The organism is Lepagella muris, assembly GCF_004793975.1.
GTDB lineage: Bacteria > Bacteroidota > Bacteroidia > Bacteroidales > Muribaculaceae > Lepagella > Lepagella muris.
Genome location: NZ_SRYB01000046.1, coordinates 12,305 through 28,608 on the forward strand (window position 1 = coordinate 12,305; position 16,304 = coordinate 28,608).

The following is a 16,304-nucleotide window of genomic DNA, read 5'->3' on the forward strand; positions in this document are numbered from 1 at the left end:
ATTAGCAGTCATATCTCTATCATCCTTTACCTTCGGTCACTTCAGTAACTTCAGTCACCTCCGAAAATTCAACAAACGTTTTCAATACGAAAACAATACCTAAGAATACAACAAACAAAAGAATTGAAAAAGCATCCCAACATAATGGAAAGACATATCCTGAATGCTCATTATTCTCAACCACGTTACAATGCAGAAACATAGCCAGAGCAAGGAATAGTGCAAACATGCTCATCCACACATAATTCCGATTCAATTGTTGCACCTTGGAAGAATAATCAAAAAGCAACATCACCACAAAACCGAAATTAACAAGCAACGACACCATGCGTATATGCATCCCTTGGAATGCAGGCTTAAAAGTATCACCAGCAGAACACAAAGCCACCACCAGATCCGTATATGTAAAAAAGATCATAAACAGAATCCAGCCCAAAGCCACTTTTCCACTTCGAGGATCAGCCTTAACCCGAGATATATAGTTCCCTATACACATGGAATACAAATAATTCACAAATTTACATATTCCTCTCCACACTTGCAATACTTTTCCCCGAATCCAATCCATTTTATCAACTCCTCACCTACAAAAGGGATTCACTACCATCTCTCGTACCTTCTGCGCACGCTGCTCCGAAGCCTGAACCAGTTCCCTCTAATCTTCAAGCATCTGCTACAAGACTATGATAAGCTTTGATTTCTCGTCTGAACTCATATTAAGCCCCCCTACCTTTAAAGGGGAATTAAAGTTCATAGTATTGAAGCAGGTTGTATGGCACGTTGTTCTTTTTACAGTATGCCTGTATCAAGGCTCCCCGACGCATTGCTTCGACCATATAGCCGACATAGAATCTTTCAAAATCCGAGTCACTGTACATATTTTTCGATTTAAAAATTTGTCAGTGCAAAGATAGGACTTATTCCTTAGCTATGCCATACATCAAAATTGGACACTTACGTGCAAGACCCTTTTAGCCTACTTCAAATATTTAAAGAAACCTTTAAATAGAAAAATCAACATGAAATAAGAAGCAACAATCGGTTTAACACCTTGAATATTTCGCAAGACAAACCATTGTTGCGAAATCATCTTAAACTTATTAGATGACCGACTCTGTTGCTGCTCTCTATATAAAGCATGTATTTTCCCTGTATTATGAGCAATTACATCCTTCTTTAGAATATCCAACCAAAAAGCATAATCTTCTTTAGGGATAGATTTAAAACGCGTTTCATTTATAATATTCATTTTTAACAGAACTGTTAGACATGGTATTGAGCAACTTTCCAGAATATCCCAAAACGAAGAGGATTGAGCCATCCTTATCTTACGATTATTTCTGACCCCATCATAATTTATCTTTTCATAATCTGAGTAAACAAATTTATACCCATTATTTTCCAAGAATTTAACTTGCTCTGACAATTTATCCGGTAGCCATAGATCATCAGCATCAAGAAAAGCGATATATTCCCCTTTTGCATTTTCAATACCTATGTTACGTGGAAGAGAAGGAGAACCAGACGGTTTTTCTGTACTAAACAATTTAATTCTCGGCTCTTTCGCAGCCAAAGATTTTACAATCTCAACAGAATTATCCGTTGAACAATCATCCACAATCAACATCTCCCAATCCTGATACGTCTGAGAAATGACAGACTGGATTGTATCCTGGATACAGCGAGCCGCATTATAACATGGGGTTATAATGGAAACCATTTTTTTACAAGAAGTCATGATGGTATTATACTTTAATCCAACTTTGTGGAATTATGTCAAGTTCCCTATCAACATTCATCCACTTCCTTGGAGCTATTACTATTTTATCTTCATGTCGGTTAAGCCATGCACCCCACCATGAAAATGAAGAATTAGCAACAACATTATGATTACATAAAGACATCAATTGCATATCCCGGAAACTATCCTTACCCTTATTCCAATCCACAAAGATTATCTTTTTCCCGTTTAATAAATTTGTAATATTTTCTTTACACCAGACAATATCATTAGAAAAAATAAGATATGTTTCAGTCTTAGTATTTGAATCAAGATACTCTATTGCTCTTTTATAATAGTTAAGATCTGATAAATCCTTAAACAACGGATGATTCAAATAATCACCTCTTCTTACATGAATCGATACTGTTTTCGATTTAATAAACTCTTTAACCAGAGCAGCGTTTTTTTCATCCAGTATAGGAAAAGTAAAATCTCTATAGATAGCATCCTTATAGAGAGAAAAGTATTTTTCCGATTGCCAATATCCATCAAGATAGCATTTTTTCGACAATTCAAATACATTCTTATCAAAAACCATATCTTCCTTTTCAAAATACACTTTGTGATGTTTCGGAAGAATATGTTTGCTAATTTGCCAAATTTTATAATGAAAAATTGGGTAATTAACCTTGCAAATATTCTTAACAGAAGCCTCCTCTAAGGAAATATTAAAAATATCATTTAATAGATACCCATCGTGAAGAGGATATCCTATAAATGCCTTAGGATCAATCTTAATATCTTCCGAATAAAATTTTGAGAGAGCCAAGGCAAACGCATATTGAAACATCTGATTTCCAAGACCTCCAAGGATTCTTACGATTTTCATTTTATACAAAATTTAATGTCTATATATTTCCTCACGCCTATTATTTTTTGGATCTAAAAAGGATTTAAAGCATAAATACATCAAAATTGAAACAATATCTAAATTAGAATCGGGAATCATTCTGTAAGCGTCCAATTTTGACGTGTAAGTCAGGAGAAAGGACTTCAACGCCTTTTCTCTTAAATTTTGTCAAACAAATTAGATTGTTTTTGATTATTGCTAACATCGATTCCTATAATCATCGGTAGCAAGAGTAAGCCCCACCCCCTAAGGCGGGCGTTGAAAATTCAGTTTGATATGCTGATTTCATAAATTATTTCTTCTTTGTGATGCAATCCGCATATGACAAAGCCTTCTTCAACTCGGCAATCAGCGGGTCCGTCTCTGCGAGTCTATTGTCCTTGATCCGGTTGGAGGCAAGCAACTTATTCATGCTGGAAAGAAGGCTGTCAAACTTTCCGCCCAACTCATCCGCCCTGCGTCTCTCCTCCTGTGCCCGTGTCTCAGACTCCTCGGCTCGCCGACGTGAATCTTCAAGTATCTGCTGTATGAGTATAATAATCTTTGATTTCTCGTCTGAACTCATAAGCCCCTAGCCACCTAAAGAGGGAGTTTACATTCATATTTTTCTTAAACAGGATATACGGCACATTGTTCTTTTTACAGTATGCCTATATCATTGCTTCGGTCATATCGCCGACATAGAATCTTTTAAAATCTGAGTCACGGTATATATTTTCCGAGTTAAAAATTTGTCAGTGCAAAGATAGAACTTATTCCTTAGCGATGGCATACGTCAAAATTGGACGCTTACTCATTAGCGGAAAGATAATATGAATCTCTCCCTGTTAAAATTGAAACTATAATATGATCTAAAAAAAGCAACCTTAATGAACCGTTTTAGAATCTCTTTAAAATGAATTCTACCATCTCTCTCTCCGTTTCTTAGCCTTGTCGCTCTAATAGCCTGGAGAGAAATAGGATCATAATCTTCAATGCGTTCCCATTGAGACAAAATCTTTCTTGTGTTTAAGTATTTATATATGAGAGCAGAATATATACTTTGATCATGTCTATTTTCATAGAAGAATCTATGTTGATAATGACGTTCTTCAGGAGTTACATCCTTAATATGCTCGGGATTGCTTATAACATAGTCACGCCATTCTTTAATCAGAGATAGCGAAAATTCAGTTTTCTTTAAAATAATGACTGTAGCACAGAATTGCAAACATTTCTCCCATCCATCCGGATTAGTATCAAACATCTGGATAATCTCCTTGCGAGTCCATTTTTCAGTAGATTGATAGATTCTCTGAGCTATTATATCATGATTCTCAAGTTTTTGATCAATTCTTTTCCACTCTTTACATGGTTGTATTGTACATCCTGAATCTGCATAGACGAGAATATCACCATCATCTATATTTTCAAGAACCGATAAAATAATATCAGGCTTCCATGCCCATAATCCACCACCACGTGGGATGTCCATAAGCCCTGTATCTTTCAAACTTTGACTTATATCTCTTGGACCATAGCTCTGTACTGAATCAAACCAACTGACATTACTAGCCTCAAAAAGAATCCTCTCTTTTGCTTTAGTGAACTTTTCGTCACCATAAGTGATAAAGTATTTCTTCATATTATATCATTACATTCATTTATTTAATGAGAACAAAAACTGTCGCTGGGAGATTGATTAATAGTAGTGAAGCAACCGCTATTTTAATGATATTATTCCTTGTTATTCTATTCAATAAATAAAACTTAGTACAGAATACCATGAAAAGGATAGGAACAATAGCAAATGTCCTTCTTAAATTCGGTTCTATTAATGAGCAGGAACATATATATACTATAATAATAGCGAACATCAATTTAGTAGTAAAATCTGTATGATTCCGCTTAATGAATATTGCGACAGTCAAAAGCATAACAACTCTTAAGAAAGGCGAGACAATCGAAGTTATCGCAAACAATCCAGCATTGGGGTCTGCAATATATTGAATAAACGGGAATGGTGATATATAAGAATAGATCGAATTGAAGAACATATTCAATGGGAAAGGCAAAGAATTAAACTTATTATATAATCCATCACCCAAAGATACCGTATGCTCATTAAATGCATCTCTCATATTTAGAAACAACGTCAATCCTCCAGAAAGAATGAAAACAACAGCTACAAGGAATATCGTTAAATATGTTAATTGCGTAAACTTACGATATCGATAGTAATAATATAGCGGAAAACAAATTGCAAATAAACCATTCTCAATACGAAACCCTGCTACTAACAATATCAAAACAAAAAATTTTAAATAAATGAATTTATGTTTTTCATTGCTTAAAGAATAATACCCAAGAAGAGTGTAAAAAAAAGCTACATGTAAATCCCTTGAAAATATAACTGATGTAATAAGGAGGTATGAGAATAACCCAAATAATAAGCATAATCTTAGTATTTGCACTTTGTCGAAATTGTTTTCTCGGAGATAAAGTGCAATGATGGATAGAATAAAAGGTCCAAAAAAGAGATCTTGTATTCTTAAAAAAAATCTCACTTGTGATAGATCAACCCCGATTTGTTCACCAATTAGCCACCAGCCTGAAAAAATGACCTGAGCAAAAGGGTAGTCAGGATAAATCAACATACAATGTTGTAATAAATTACTCCAACTTGCACCATCTATATACAGCTCTGTCTGATAAAAAAATGATTTTGAGGCATCAATGTGAAAAAAATATCCATCTTGGATTCCATTGATAAAAACGATCTGGGTCAAAAGCAGATATAATCCATAAATACAAAAGAATAAATTGAATATATTAGAAATAAATCTTGATTTAGTCCATAACCTCAGAAATAGTATACCAATAATATATATGAAAATCAATCCCAAACCAATATGCACAGAAGAAACAAAGGAATATGAAATACACAAAAATAAAATAGACACAATAGATACTAGACTATTAAATCTATCGTATACTATTATTGTTGAGTTTTCCTTAGACAACTGCATATTATCAATCATTATTTTGATTAGTTTTTTAAGCGTCTAATTTTGACGTGTAGGTCAGGAGAAAGGGCTTCAAAGCCCCTTCTCTTAAATTTTGTCAAAAATTTAGATTTTTTAATTATTATTAAAAACGCTACCGATGACCATCGGTAGCGATAAGCCCATCACCCCCTAAGGGGGGAGTTTACATTCATATTCTTGACGAACAAGTTATATGACACGTTGTTCTTTTTATAGTATGCCTGTATCTATACTCCTCACGGCATTGCTTCAGCCATATAACCAACATAGAATCTTCCAAAATCTGTGTCAATGTACATTTTTCGATTTAAAAATTATCAGTGCAAAGATAAATCTTATTCCTTAGCGTTGGCATACGTCAAAATTGGATGCTTACAACTTAAAGAAGATTGCTATATCTGAAGAGAATCATAATCTTGATATGATGTCCAAATACCTATCTACAAACAGTTCAATTGTAAAGTTGCTACTAAATATTGACAGGCTTGCCGCTTCTGCTTGATGTTTTTCATCAGTTGTCATTTTGGCTATCTTTTCCAAAAGTTGAACAGCTTCTGATTGTTTATTATATAAATATATTCCCTTTCCGTCCCACTTTTTGAAGTATTTATTTCCTCCCGACTCAGAAGCAACTACCATTTTACCTAAAGACAAGACTTCAAGTAAGATTAAATCAAAGTATGTTTCCTTATTAGGAAGCACAAATGCATCGGACGCTCCTATGAGGGAATGAGGGTCATTTGTCCAACCGACCTCAATCCACCTTGGATGATTCAGTCCTGACAATGGGTTTTCTTTTCCCGCGATTAAGAAATATGCTTTCGGATTTTTCGCCAGGATTATCTCAGCCATATTCTTTAGATCGTCATATCCCTTGATAGAATTATGCCTTCCTGCATAAGAGAATATGACAGCATCTGAAGGTATACCATATTTTTCACATATAAATTCTCTTGATTCCTTGACGGTTTTCCCGACTATACCGGAAGGGTTATATAGGAATCTTTCCTTTTTAGATGCTTTCAAATCTTTAAAGTGACTCCATGCATGTTCATAAGGTTCTTCGGCTTCTTTGCAAGGGAATAGAATATAATCAGCTCTATTAAAAGCATATTCATCCATGCGTATAAGATCTTTCAACATCTTACCACATAAATGTTTCTTCATCTTAGAAGCCTCATCATGCCATTCTTTTGACAAGATTGTAGGAGAATGGGAAGTAAGAACAACCTTTCCCTTATATGTTTTAAGACTATCCTGTGAAATAAACATTCTCCAGGTATCGTGGAAATGAATTATGTCAAATTCGTTCAAATCTATCTGAGCGGAATGATTATTTCCATATAGGCCCTTATATAACGAGAACGTATAGCTTAAACTATTCCATATTCCAGAAAGAAATGAAGGAAGAACAATTTTGGATTTTTCCGATGGAGGTAAAAAATAAATATTTCTAAGCCCTCTTCTATCAATCTCCTGCTTGAGATTATACAAATAACCTCGAGGACCGCCAACAGGTGCTAATAAGTCCTCAGGCATATAAATTAATACTTTTTTATCCATCTTTTCTCTTATCTAAACAGTTCAAACACTTTTGCAATTATCGGTGCCATATCGTAATACTTGTATTCTGCGAGGCGACCACCGAAGATTATGTTCTTCTCATGCTCGGCAAGGGCACGATATTGCTCATATATCGTTTGATTGCGGGCGTCATTCACGGGATAGAACGGTTCCATACCATCTTCCCATTCTGTGGAATATTCACGGGAGATTACCGTCTTGGGATTTTCGTAGACCGCATTGCCAAAAGTTTCGAAATGTTTGTGCTCTATGATACGGGTAAAGGGTACATCGGCGGAAGTGTAGTTCACAACGGCATTACCCTGATAGTTCGGATTATCAAGTCTCTCGGTCTCAAAACGGACAGTACGATATTCAAGTTTTCCGAATCTGTAACCGTAAAATTCATCTATCTTACCGGTGAAGACAACCTTATCCGCCATACCCATCCATTTCTCTCTATCATCGAAGAAATCAACGCCAAGCATCACATCCGAACCCTCGAGAAGACCCTCGATAAGTTTATTGTAACCGCCAATTGGAATACCTTGATATGAGTCGTTGAAGTAATTGTTGTCAAAAACCATCCGGACAGGAAGACGACGGATGATAAATGCCGGTAGTTCGGAACAAGGACGTCCCCACTGTTTCTCCGTATAACCTTTTATCAACTGTTCATAAATATCTTTACCGATAAGTGCCAGAGCCTGATCTTCCAGGTTAAGTGGTTCTGAGATCCCTTCGGCTTTCATCTTTGCGATAGCCTCCTGACGCTGCTCATCAAGTTTCTGACGAGCCTCCTCCGGAGTCTTCACACCCCACATCTGATAGAACGTGTTCATATTGAAGGGCAGATTGTAAAGACATCCGTTAGGAGCCTGAGCAACCGGACAATTGGTATAGCGATTGAAAGGAACGATGGAATTCACGAAATCCCATACCTCTTTGTCGGAAGTATGGAAGATATGTGCTCCGTACTTATGGACATTGATACCCTCAATATTCTCGCAATAGATATTTCCGCCGGTATGATCACGCTTGTCGATGACAAGACATTTCTTCCTTTTTTTTGTAGCGAGATGCGCAAAAGTCGCTCCGAAAAGACCTGCGCCTACAATAATATAGTCGTAGTGTTTGGTCGTACTCATTATTTTGTTTTGGTTTTATTCCACAATCTATGAACTGCTTGGTAAATATTACATAGAAATAGGGCTTGTCTATGATATCTATTACAAGCGAATTTCACCAACTTCAGTTTTATCGTATTGAATTCCTTGGAATAAGAACAATAGTCATCATATTCTGAGAAATATTGCGTAAAATCTTTATTTGAGAATTCTTTACAAGGGAAAGCTCTATATATTATCCATGCCCCTATCCATGCCTTTAAACAGTCTTGATATTGTGTGGATTTATTAGATTTAATAATACCATCCACAAACTTTAATGCATGCATGTTATCTATAACTGTCTTTTTCGAGAAACTCTTCATGAGACTGTCCTGACGATTTATCCAATAATGATAAAACGCGCTGTCAATATAACTGATACTATGCTCTTTATCCAATAGTTGAACCCATATCAAATCATCTTCCTGGATATAGACTCCGGGGATAAAACTCACTGTATTATAGAGCTCTCTTTTCATAAGTTTGTTCCAAAGACAACCATTGATTTTATTTGGGACAAGACCGGTTATATTTGCTAATACAGAAAGCGATGTGAGTTCATCAGGTTCTTGTTTTTTTAATGTTTCGCTATCCGAAAAGTTTTCATAATAGTCGCATATCACCACATCCACATTCTCGTCCGTAGCTTTGGTATACATTTTCTCGTACATGTCTAGTTCTACCCAATCATCCGGATCACAATGTATAATGTATTCTCCAGATGCAGCGTCTACTCCATCCTGACGTGATTTTCCGACACCTTTGTTTACCTCATGCCGGATTATTTTAACCTGTTCCAACCGATTGGGGTAATCATTTAATACCTTTTTTAATAATTCTATACTATTATCTGGACTGCAATCATCCACAAATATGAATTCCAAGGAATCAAGGGTCTGACCGAAAAGCGTACGGACACAACGTTCAATGTATTTCTCAACTTTGTATACAGGAATGATGATACTTACTTTTGGTCTCATTTGTTCTTATTTTAGTGCGTTTTTTAGATACTGGAGCGAAACTTTACGACTTTCTTCAAGAACCGTATTCACTTTATCCCAATCTATGTCTGATGGCATTTCGAAATTCGTTTTATCGGAATCTGCTATTAGTCGTGATTGCAGTCCAAAACGGTTTAATAAGGAGGTGAAACGTGTCATTCCTCTCCCGAGATTCCCTATTGCGATAAAGGGTTTGTTGAAGATTATGGAGAAGACGCATGCATGGAAACTGTCTGTGACTACAAAGTTTGCATCATGGAATCCTCTCAGCCATGTCTCTACAGCAGGCTGTATGCGTTCCGTTGCCGGAAGTTTGGTATTGTCAACATCTGCATTCACGTTGAACGGTGTCAATCCCTTTCCATCAGCAATTCGCTTTATTACGTTGGTCTTGAATTCATCCGAATCAAGTATATAGCAAAGCATATCCCCCTTACTTTTCCCCTCGCCTTTATTGTTAATTAGTTGCTCATAATCCGAGCGATTTAATAACATTGTCGGATCAAGTACAGCTTGTGCATTTACATCAAACTGATTTTTACATATATCAACGCCTGAGTCTTCCCGTACTGACACACTATCAAATCTCTTTACAGCATTAGAACACTCCTTCTCTTCATCTGATGTATATTCGGATAGGTTATCTACACCGAATGATGCAGCATACGCGATACGTCGGACTGATTCCCAGGTTCCAGTAAATTTCAGAAAACCATCAGCCATACCGGAATGCCACATCCCACAGAAATAAGGCTTTCTCCATATCTGGTCACTGCCAACTATGATACAATCATAATCTCCTGATGACAATTCATTAAGACCACTGACGTGATGAATCGATATATAATTCTTTATGAATTGGTTTGTATTTGATTGTATTATCGGTTTATCATGCTTAAGTTTACTCTCATAAAATACCGGTATCTCAGATTTTCTCAGTAGTTTGTATATTAATCTCTTAGAATATACAATCGGCATTAGAAACCATGGACGTGATTTTATAATATCAGTATCAAGCACATCCACATGATGCCCCATCCGCTGAAGAACAGTCTGAAGTGCATACGCCTGAAGTATACCCCCATAATTCGTATGCAGAGGAAGTGTGAGTATGGCAATTTTCATTTATATGGATATTCTATTTATGACACTAATTATTTTAATAATTTTAATATCCTATTATACACACTATTTAATATCCTTAAACACGGATATTTTACTAAATAACAATCCTTAATAATATTCCTATCTTTAATATCATTATTTTTTATAAGTTGTTGCGTTTCAACCAATAAATCATCCCTATGATAATTCAACATAAGTCTCAAATAATTCTTTACTTTTTGAATCATCAATGCTTTATTAATATCCTCAATATCCTCATCATTTATTTTTATATCTTTAATTATATTTCTCAACACCTTTTGAGAAATACCTATAATCTCTATTTCTTTATAAAATGAATGTGCTGTTCGGGAATGACTTCCTGCCCTTACGATATATCTATAACATACGTCTTCAATATATCCAGCCGGATATTTGTATGCAATTGGTAGTAATAATTGATAATTTTGTCCTATTTCTCTTGGACATTGAATTATTAATGGATTTGGCATAGCATCCCTAAACATTGAAGATCGAACCATATATCCTCCTGGAGAATAATAAATATTATTACCTGTTATTAAATCAAGGAATAAATTATCTTTACTATCTACAATAACTCGTTGATAAAATCCTAAACGTTTAAACGTAACATCCTCAACTATTTCTGTTTTACAAATTAAAATTCCACAGTCTGGATGTTCATCCATATATTTTATTTTTATTTCAATAGCATCTGGCGTTAAGATATCATCAGAATCAGGCCATGTCAAATATTCACCTGAAAAGATTTCCAACCCTTTATTAATAGCAGAACTTTGTCCTCCATTTGATTGAAATAAATGGATGAATTTTATACCTTTTTCTTTAAACTTTATTTCATAACTTTTTAATATTTGTTCAGTTTGATCTGTAGAACCATCATTAATAACTATTAGTTCAATATTTGTGTAAGATTGGTCAAGTACTGAGTCTAAAAATCTTGAGACAAATTTTTCGCCATTATAACATGGCGTAATAATTGATACTAAACCTTTTTGCATAGTTTTTTACGTAATATATATATAACTTTCATTCTTAAATCAGAGGGAAAAATACAATAGAACCCAACAACAGTCGTAATAAAAGTATTAACTAAAATCACCATTACTAATCTTAATGGAGATTCGTCAAATTGTTGAGACATATATCCTATTGAACCAATTAATACGAACACAACTAACCATTCTTTACACAAATCTTTAAATACTATCTTGTAAAAAGAAAATGCTGTGACAAATTTTTTTATTGTATATGACGAAAAAAAAGAAGCAATAATTACAGTAATAATATTAAATAAATAGGGTAACCAAAAAGGATAACCAAACTTAAACATTATATACGTAATCGGGACTATGAGGAGAAATAATGTTCCAGAACAAATACTTACAATTTTAACATACCCAGTTGCATGCACACAATAATTTAATGTAATAGTCATTGAAACAGCAATATTCCAAAGTAATGACAATCTCATTAATAAAATAGTATGATCTGGTACGTCTCCTAACCAAAGATTCAAAATATATTTTGCTTCAATAATTAAAGGAACAGCAAAATATAACATCAATACAAATGTAATACGGGATCCATTCTGAAGTAGAAATAACATCCGAGTATAATCAGAAGTACTATACGACTTTATAATCTGAGGACGTATAGCCATAGAGATATTTGTAGAGAGATTAAGAACTATAGTCTGTACACGTGCAGCTATATCTGATGCAGCATTCATAATCGGACCGAACCACATATTTAATAGCATATTTACGCCTTGTGTCCGTGCCATCACACTGATGTTGCCATATAAGTCCCATCCAGAAAAAGACAACATTGGTTTTATTATAGACTTATCCCATATAACGTAAACTCGACATTCTTCAAAACGATATCTACATACACAAATGTATATAAATAAAATTAATGCAGATATTGAGCATGTCAAAATAGAATACAGAATCAATTTATTTATACAAATAACTACAAGAAGATAAACGATCAATAATCTAAGAATTGAATTTGCGATCTCAATATATGCAAATATTCCCATTTTTTCATGAGCTATTATAGAAGCACTATATGGCACTTGAATAATATTAAAAAACATTGACAATATTGAGAAATGAAATACCCACTGAGCTGCAATTTTCTGTTCTACAGGAATTACTAATTTATTATTTAATAGCCACATACCTATCGTTTCACAAATAATTACGATACATAAAGCAATTACGAAATGAAGAATTACAGCTGTAGAAAATGTATCTTTTAATTTTTTCACATTCCCAGTTCCCAACTCAAAAGTCAAAAATCTTGAAGTAGCTCCTGACATTGTAGAATTGAAAAATGAGAACATGGTTACAACACCCCCAACTACGCTAAAAATACCATAATCCGTAACTCCAAGAGTTTCCAATACCACTCTTGAAGTATACAATGATATAACCATACTCAGGATCATCCTGATATAAAGCATAATTGTATTTTTAGCTATAGTTTTGTTTGAACTTGACATATAATATAAATAAAACTTCGCTTTTATTATTTAGGCGTTTGATCAGATATTACGTTCTTTTATTTATTCTTAATAACTATTCTTTTCATCGAGAATATTTTGCATTACTATTATAAATATTTGATAAAACCATTCTTCTATTCATGGGATATATACATCTAAATCAACTTATTATAAATTTTTGTAGCAAATTTAAGTATCTTAGCATCAAGTCTTCCTTTATGAAAGGAACAATAGTAAGATATTTTATCTTTCCATGATGCATTTCCAAGATAATCAATAAAACCGATATTGAAATCTTTGGGATTGTAATTATTCCGATTGCACCAGTCTTTTACAGCTTTGTCACATATTCCGTCAAAAGAATAATCCATACCATCCATCCAATTATTATTGACATAAGCGTCAATAGTCTTCGCCACACCACTCTTAATATCGTATTCTTCGTTGACAAAAGGTATTATTGACTTAACTTTGGATGATGAGCTTTTACAATCGGTTGATCTTCCAGCTATCAATTCACCTCGTCTTTCTGGAATATAAGCAGCATATTCTTCTGGAGTGAGATCAATAGTCTTGACTGGTACTTTAAGATTCTCTTCTATTGCATGTAATACTTCCTCAAAAGAATAGACATTATTACCGCATATATTAAACTCCTGATTATATGCCTTTTTATTTCCGATAAGAGGAACAAAAAATTTTGCAAAATCTTCCACACGCATCATATTGCACAAATTTTTACCTTCATTCCATCTTATAATAGGTTTTCCTAAAAGAACCCTTTTTATTATGGTGCCATGTTTCCCATAAGGAGGAGTGATTCCATAAGGTATCCTCGTATCCCCATATGTTATTGATGGTCTTATGATTGTATATGCAGTGTTTGTTTTTTGAGACAAATCCCTCAGACATTCCTCAGCTGCCCATTTATTAATACTATAATCCCATCGGGAATCCACCTTGGAGGAATCCTCAAAACTTACATCAATATTAGGATAGTCATACACCTGAGCTGAAGAAATAAAGAAATACTGAGATGTAACTTTTGAATAAAGACTAAAGCTCTTTTTAATATCATCAGCATTATAACACAAAAAATCAATCACTACGTCAAAGTGATCATTGCAAATAGATTTCTGTATAGTATTCACATCGTTTTTATCCGCTATAATTAAACGAATACCATCTGGAATATTAGATTTCCTATGTCCACGATTGATAATTGTTACATCTAATTTATTTGATATACACTCTGAGAGAATTGCGGAACTGATACATCCAGTTCCTCCTATGATTAAAACTTTCATAACGAACCTACAAAATCATGAATTATTAATACCATTCCACGGAATCTTTAAGAACTTTAGCAGGAACACCGCCAACAATTGATTTTGCCGGTACATCTTTTGTCACCAATGCCCCGGCTGCGATTATAGCACCATCGCCAATTGTTACTCCCTTTAATATTGTTGCTCCCTGACCAATCCAAACATGATTTCCAATCTTAATTGGTTTGGAGATAGAATAACCAGACATCTTAATCATGTGACCATCGTAAGATCTTATCACCACATCTCTTCCTATTGCACATCCATGTCCAATTTCTATCTTATCCCCACATGTAATTTGTACATTTTCGTTTATAAATCCATCATGAAGAATCAAATGTCCATTTTCAACAATACGTATATAAGAGCCAGAAAATATGGAAAAATTTCCAGTTATTTCAAGACTCCCATTATTTTCCAAAAGTAACCGTGTTTCCATTCGGCTATTCTTTACTTGATTTACTCCCATTCTTAATTTACCATTAATCCTTATTGAGGCATTTTTAGCAATATCTAAAATGCAATGCCGAGTAAAGAAAAACGATATTTTAGATGTAGATGACAAGTGTTTGCTAAACAAATTTAAAGATAGTACCTTAAATAGATGTAAGGGGCTATATCCTATAAAATTAAGCATCCTTTTTATTCCTCCCATGACAGACAGATATCTCTTTAACTTATTTTTAACAGTTGGAAGTGGGAAATACCTTTTGGCAACCTTATCAAATGTATCTTTATCAAGAGCATTAAAGAATTCATTCCTATTGTCATTTGATGGTGTTAATGAGGAATCCATTGCTGGATTGCAAAGTCTAGCTTGTTCAAGAGTAAACTGTTTCCATACTATGTCATTCTTTATTTCATTAAATAATTGTTCCCCTTTCTTTGAATTTACCATAACAAGAGAGGTACCTTTATCCTGATCCATTGTAGGATCAATATTTTCAATACCCCAAAAATCGGCTAAAGTAATATCTGATTTCTGAGGAAAGCCTTTAAATGGACAATCATAGCAAGACGGTCGAGCAAAATTACCCGATTGAAGATAACCAATAAAGAATAAATCATGATAGCGATCCTTACAATATTCTTTACCATTCTCAAAATTTACCCTCATGGAGAATCTATGCCAGCCCCATTCTTTTGCCTTGAACTTTATACGATTAGCTTTTGCTCCAAATTGAGTTTCAAGCATTTTCATATATGAAAGAAATACTTTTGGAGAATTAACTCCCCTACAGATAAAGTCAATTGTCACTAAATTATCATAATCCCTATTGCCTAAAAATCTATATAACGCTTGTATTTGACAAGGCGTACCACAAAAAAGAACTCTTTTTTGCTCACTTAAAAGTTTTTTGATTTTTTTATAGACATTAGTAGCATTACTCTGTAAATATTTGCTACTTCGCAATTTACCCAGAGAAGAAGGCTCATTATTAATGATTTGAGACACAGTATGGTCTTCGTTATATACAGCCCCACCAACATATGAACCTTTATTATATTGATTCTGCCCCAAAACAGAAAATATACCACCCGAAGTACTATCAATTCTAATTTCTTCATCTTTTGAGTAAGCGGCATATACTTTTGGGACATCAAACCGAATAACGCTATCTGCTTTATGCAACATCGGACATGTCTTCTCACAAAGATGGCAATTGATACACTTATCAGTATTCACTTCCGGATACCAAAAGCCCTCAATATCATTTTTAAATGTTATTGCGTTTGTGGGACATATATCTCCGCAAGCATTACATCCACAACAATCGACTTTATTTTTTATTTCAATCATTTTATTTATATCAATTTTGACAAAAATATTAATACCAACGACTCAATCTTGTCTAGGTAGTATATTTAGAGCTTGTTTAAAAACAAATGTGAATAAAAAAGAGCACCAAATCAAATAATCAG

General features: G+C 34.1%; 14 protein-coding genes and 2 pseudogenes. All 16 read right to left on the reverse strand.

The window, feature by feature from the left end:
- Window positions 1-19: 19 nt before the first annotated feature.
- Window positions 20-496, reverse strand: a complete 477-nt coding sequence (locus E5331_RS19005) for a hypothetical protein (RefSeq protein WP_123482249.1) — start codon at window positions 494-496, stop codon at window positions 20-22.
- A 247-nt stretch (window positions 497-743) separates the two neighbouring features.
- Window positions 744-878, reverse strand: coding sequence for a hypothetical protein (locus E5331_RS20855; protein ID WP_275441308.1), 135 nt, complete (start codon window positions 876-878; stop codon window positions 744-746).
- 98 nt (window positions 879-976) lie between these two features.
- Window positions 977-1,738 carry a glycosyltransferase family 2 protein gene (locus E5331_RS19010; protein ID WP_169477687.1) on the reverse strand — a complete coding sequence of 254 codons (762 nt, stop codon included), beginning with the start codon at window positions 1,736-1,738 and terminating at the stop codon, window positions 977-979.
- Window positions 1,739-1,745: 7 nt separating this feature from the next.
- Window positions 1,746-2,612 (reverse strand): alpha-1,2-fucosyltransferase, encoded by an 867-nt coding sequence (locus tag E5331_RS19015; protein ID WP_123482251.1) that lies wholly within the window; start codon window positions 2,610-2,612, stop codon window positions 1,746-1,748.
- A gap of 313 nt (window positions 2,613-2,925) precedes the next feature.
- Window positions 2,926-3,198, reverse strand: coding sequence for a hypothetical protein (locus E5331_RS19020; RefSeq protein ID WP_123482252.1), 273 nt, complete (start codon window positions 3,196-3,198; stop codon window positions 2,926-2,928).
- Window positions 3,199-3,429: 231 nt separating this feature from the next.
- A complete protein-coding gene (locus tag E5331_RS19025) occupies window positions 3,430-4,257 on the reverse strand; it encodes a hypothetical protein (RefSeq protein ID WP_123482253.1) in 828 nt (275 codons plus the stop codon).
- 19 nt (window positions 4,258-4,276) lie between these two features.
- Complete coding sequence (locus E5331_RS19030) at window positions 4,277-5,653, reverse strand: hypothetical protein (protein ID WP_123482254.1); 1,377 nt, start codon at window positions 5,651-5,653, stop codon at window positions 4,277-4,279.
- 414 nt (window positions 5,654-6,067) lie between these two features.
- A complete protein-coding gene (locus E5331_RS19035; protein WP_123482255.1) occupies window positions 6,068-7,222 on the reverse strand; it encodes a glycosyltransferase family 4 protein in 1,155 nt (384 codons plus the stop codon).
- Window positions 7,223-7,230: 8 nt separating this feature from the next.
- On the reverse strand, window positions 7,231-8,370 hold the full coding sequence (gene glf, locus E5331_RS19040) for a UDP-galactopyranose mutase (protein ID WP_123482256.1): 1,140 nt from the start codon (window positions 8,368-8,370) through the stop codon (window positions 7,231-7,233).
- Window positions 8,370-9,371, reverse strand: coding sequence for a glycosyltransferase family 2 protein (locus E5331_RS19045; protein ID WP_123482257.1), 1,002 nt, complete (start codon window positions 9,369-9,371; stop codon window positions 8,370-8,372). Before E5331_RS19045 ends, glf begins: the two co-directional genes overlap by 1 nt.
- A 6-nt stretch (window positions 9,372-9,377) precedes the next feature.
- The gene (locus E5331_RS19050; protein WP_123482258.1) at window positions 9,378-10,517 is read right to left on the reverse strand and encodes a polysaccharide pyruvyl transferase family protein; all 1,140 of its coding nucleotides are present in this window, start codon (window positions 10,515-10,517) and stop codon (window positions 9,378-9,380) included.
- Window positions 10,518-10,546: 29 nt separating this feature from the next.
- Window positions 10,547-11,539, reverse strand: a complete 993-nt coding sequence (locus tag E5331_RS19055; RefSeq protein WP_123482259.1) for a glycosyltransferase family 2 protein — start codon at window positions 11,537-11,539, stop codon at window positions 10,547-10,549.
- Window positions 11,524-13,050 carry an MATE family efflux transporter gene (locus E5331_RS19060; RefSeq protein ID WP_275441309.1) on the reverse strand — a complete coding sequence of 509 codons (1,527 nt, stop codon included), beginning with the start codon at window positions 13,048-13,050 and terminating at the stop codon, window positions 11,524-11,526. The genes E5331_RS19055 and E5331_RS19060 overlap by 16 nt, the downstream gene beginning before the upstream one ends.
- Before the next feature lie 158 nt (window positions 13,051-13,208).
- A complete protein-coding gene (locus E5331_RS19065) occupies window positions 13,209-14,360 on the reverse strand; it encodes an NAD-dependent epimerase/dehydratase family protein (RefSeq protein WP_135986301.1) in 1,152 nt (383 codons plus the stop codon).
- A gap of 46 nt (window positions 14,361-14,406) precedes the next feature.
- Window positions 14,407-14,562 (reverse strand): annotated as a pseudogene (locus tag E5331_RS21035) (DapH/DapD/GlmU-related protein); the annotation flags it as partial.
- A 678-nt stretch (window positions 14,563-15,240) separates the two neighbouring features.
- Window positions 15,241-16,182, reverse strand: a pseudogene (locus E5331_RS21040) (Coenzyme F420 hydrogenase/dehydrogenase, beta subunit C-terminal domain); the annotation flags it as partial.
- Window positions 16,183-16,304 lie beyond the last annotated feature (122 nt).